At 75.2% G+C, this 2,968-nt stretch carries 3 protein-coding genes and 1 pseudogene; all 4 read right to left on the reverse strand.

The window, feature by feature from the left end; translation table 11 throughout:
* Positions 1 to 644, reverse strand: a pseudogene (locus tag NT8_RS27765) (hypothetical protein); the annotation flags it as partial.
* Between the two features lie 85 nt (positions 645 to 729).
* Positions 730 to 1,116, reverse strand: coding sequence for a hypothetical protein (locus NT8_RS27770; protein ID WP_067975990.1), 387 nt, complete (start codon positions 1,114 to 1,116; stop codon positions 730 to 732).
* A 93-nt stretch (positions 1,117 to 1,209) separates the two neighbouring features.
* Positions 1,210 to 1,533: a YbaB/EbfC family nucleoid-associated protein gene (locus NT8_RS29025; RefSeq protein WP_369406319.1), complete on the reverse strand. Its 324-nt coding sequence runs from the start codon at positions 1,531 to 1,533 to the stop codon at positions 1,210 to 1,212.
* The coding region (locus tag NT8_RS31120; protein ID WP_394326602.1) for a hypothetical protein at positions 1,442 to 2,968 on the reverse strand (1,527 nt) is incomplete at its 5' end. The genes NT8_RS29025 and NT8_RS31120, both read right to left, overlap by 92 nt.

Below are 2,968 nucleotides of genomic sequence, written 5' to 3' on the forward strand. Positions count from 1 at the left end.
CCGCCGCCCGCCTCGGCCGCCTCCGCGGACCCGCCCCCGGACCCGCCGGCGGCGGCCGTGTCGCCGCCCGCGCCGCCGTCGCTCTCGGTGCCGCCCTCGGGGGCGCCGCCGTCCTCGGGCGGCAGCGCCTGCGGGACGTAGCCCGGCCCCTCCGGGGGCGGCGCCATCGCGTCGCCGGCGCTGCCGGCGGCGGCCGCGCCGGAGTCGCCGGCGTCCTGCACACCGCTCGCGGCGTTCGCGGCCGGCGCGTCGGCGCTCAGGCCGACCCCCGCGGTGACGGGGACCGTCATCATGGTCTCCGGGCGCGTCAGCGCCGAGAGCGCCAGCGGCGCCCCCACCAGCAGCACGCCGGCGATGGCCGCCCCCGCCAGCGCGGGGGCGCCCGGACGGCCCAGCGTCCGGCCCTCCTCGGCGGGCTTGGCGAGCGGCGCCGACTCGGCCTCGGGCACGGTGATGCCGCGCCGGGCGGGGCGCTCCGCCCGGGACGGGGCCGCGTCGAGCAGCGGCCCCTGCTCGGCCGGGGGCAGGAGCCGGGGCGCGGGCTCGGGCTCCCGGTTCAGCGGGATGCGCGCGGGCCAGGTGAGCAGGCCGGCGGGATCGGTCGCGCGGGCCTGACCGGACGAACTGCGGAAGGGCTCGGTCATCGGTCGCTCCTCCTCGGGCGGAGGCGCCCGCACGGCCGTCCCCGGGAGGCGGCGGCCGCCCCGGGGACGGGCGGCACGCGGTGCGTCACCGTCGGCCTCCAGCGCTGTCGGGGGTGTCGTTGTTGAGGTTGTTCACTTGTTCGATGTTGTGCTCGTCGGTGATCTTGTTGTTCCGGGCCGTGGTCAGCGTGCCGTCGGACGTCTGCCGCACGGCGAGGGCGACGGCGTCCAGGTAGAGCATGAGGTTCTCCTCCAGCGGCTCCATGACCTTGCCGATCTGCTCGGCGAACTCGTCGCCTTCGCCCCACGGCGTGCCCAGGGCCTCGCGCTCCGTCTTGTACCACGCGACCAGGGACTCGATCATGTCGGCCGGTTCGTGGATGTACTGGCCGTCGCGCGACAGCTCCTCCGGCGCGACGTACAGGAAGTCAGTGGAGTTGCGGTTGCTGTCGTCGCTGTCGTAGCGCGGCATGTGTCTCCTCCGATGAGCCGTGCGTGCTGGGCCGCCGAGGGGCCGGGGCGCCGTCGGCCGGCGCGCCGCCCCGGGGGGCGGCGCGCCGGCGGACTAGCGCGGCGGCGGTTCCACGCCGATCGTGCGGAACAGGTCCCGGGTGTTGAAGGTCCCCTTCATCAGGTCGTCCATGTCCACGCCGGGGGGCGCGAAGGGCTGGTAGAGCTCCGCCACCCGCTTGGCCATCTGCCCCCGGGCGCGGCCGACGACGTCCAGGATGGCGCTCGCCAGTTCCGTGGGCGCCATGTCCCGGTAGGACTGGGTGTGGAACTTGAGGTCGACCAGCTCACCGCTCGCGTTCACCGTCGCCGCGACGAGTCGGTTCTTGGCCACGGCCTCCTCGGTTGCCTGCTCCAGGTTTGCGCTTGCGTCCTCCACTTCGCGGAGCGTCTGATGCAGCCGATCCAGTTCGTGCTCGTTCCGCGCTCTCCACCCACTCATTGCGCGCTCCACCCTTCTTCTGGGCGCCGGGTACCGGCCGGCCCAGAACCGCGCGGTTCTGGGCGTTGGTGGTGCCCCACACCTTCTCGTCCTCGGAGAGCCAGGTCGACCGCTGCCGGTCGCGGTTCTCCTGGCCGCCGCCCATGCCTCCCATGCCGCCCATGGGGGGCATCATCGGCGGCATGCCACCCATGCCGTTCATACCGTTCATGCCGTTCATGCCGGACTGGTTGCTCGCGGCGGTGCCCAGGCCGGTCCCGGTACCCGTGTCGGCGCCGCCGGGACCGCCGACACCCGAGCCCGCGAGGCCGCCCGGTCCGCCGGCGCCGGAGCCGCCGCCCAACCCCGGCCCGTTCATCGGCAGCGGCTCCGGGCGGTTGCCGCCCGCCGTCTCGCTCGACGGCTGGGGGCCGGCGAACAGCGACGACCGGTCGGAGCTGCCGGGGCTCTGGCCGGGGTTGTCCGAGCCGCCGGGGCCGGTGAGGTCCAGCGGGGGCGGAAGTTCGTAGTCCCCGGGAGGCGACGTCCCCGGCCCGTTGGTCTCCAGCGGGGGCGGTTGGTTGCCGGAGGGGAAGTTCGTGGGCAGCGGTTCGCCGGTCTCCGGGTCGATCGCCCGGCCCGTCGTGGGGTCCACCGGCAGCAGGTCGCCGGTCTCGGGGTCGAAGTTGAGCGGCAGACCGGTGTCGGGGTCGTAGGGCAGGCCCGACTCGGGGTCGACGGGGAACGGCTCGCCCGTGTCCGGATCGATCGGCAGGCCGGTCTCGGGGTCCCGCTCCAGGGACGGCAGGTCGGACCCCGGGCTGAAGGGCTCGCCGGTGAGCGGGTTGAGCGGCAGGGGTTCGCCGGTCTCCGGGTCGTAGCTGACGGGCAGACCCGTGTCCGGGTCCATACTCTCCCCGGTCATCGGGTCGATCGGCAGCAGGTCGCCGGTCTGGGGGTCGAAGTTGAGCGGCAGGCCCGTGTCGGGGTCGTAGGGGATGCCGGTCTCGGGGTCCAGCGGGAAGAGTTGGCCCGTCTCCGGGTCGATGGGCAGGCCGGTCTCGGGGTCCCGCTCCAGGGACGGCAGCTCGGAGCCCGGGGGGATCGGCTCGCCCGTCAGCGGATCGATGGGCAGCGCCTGGTCCGTCTCCGGGTCGAAGTTGATCGGCAGGCCGGTGTCGGGGTCGTAGGGCTGTCCCGTGTCGGGGTTGACGGGGAACGGCTCGCCGGTCTCCGGGTCGATCGGGCGGCCCGTGACGGGGTCGATCTCCAGCGGCTCGCGGCTGCGGGGCGGGTTGAGCCCGTTGCCGGGGCCGCCCGGGCCGCCGCCGGGGCCGGTGAGGCCCAGCGGGGGCGGGACGAAGGAAGAGTCGTCCCCGTTGCCGCCGGGGCC

It is taken from the genome of Nocardiopsis trehalosi NBRC 14201, assembly GCF_001552555.1.
Taxonomy (GTDB): domain Bacteria; phylum Actinomycetota; class Actinomycetes; order Streptosporangiales; family Streptosporangiaceae; genus Nocardiopsis_B; species Nocardiopsis_B trehalosi.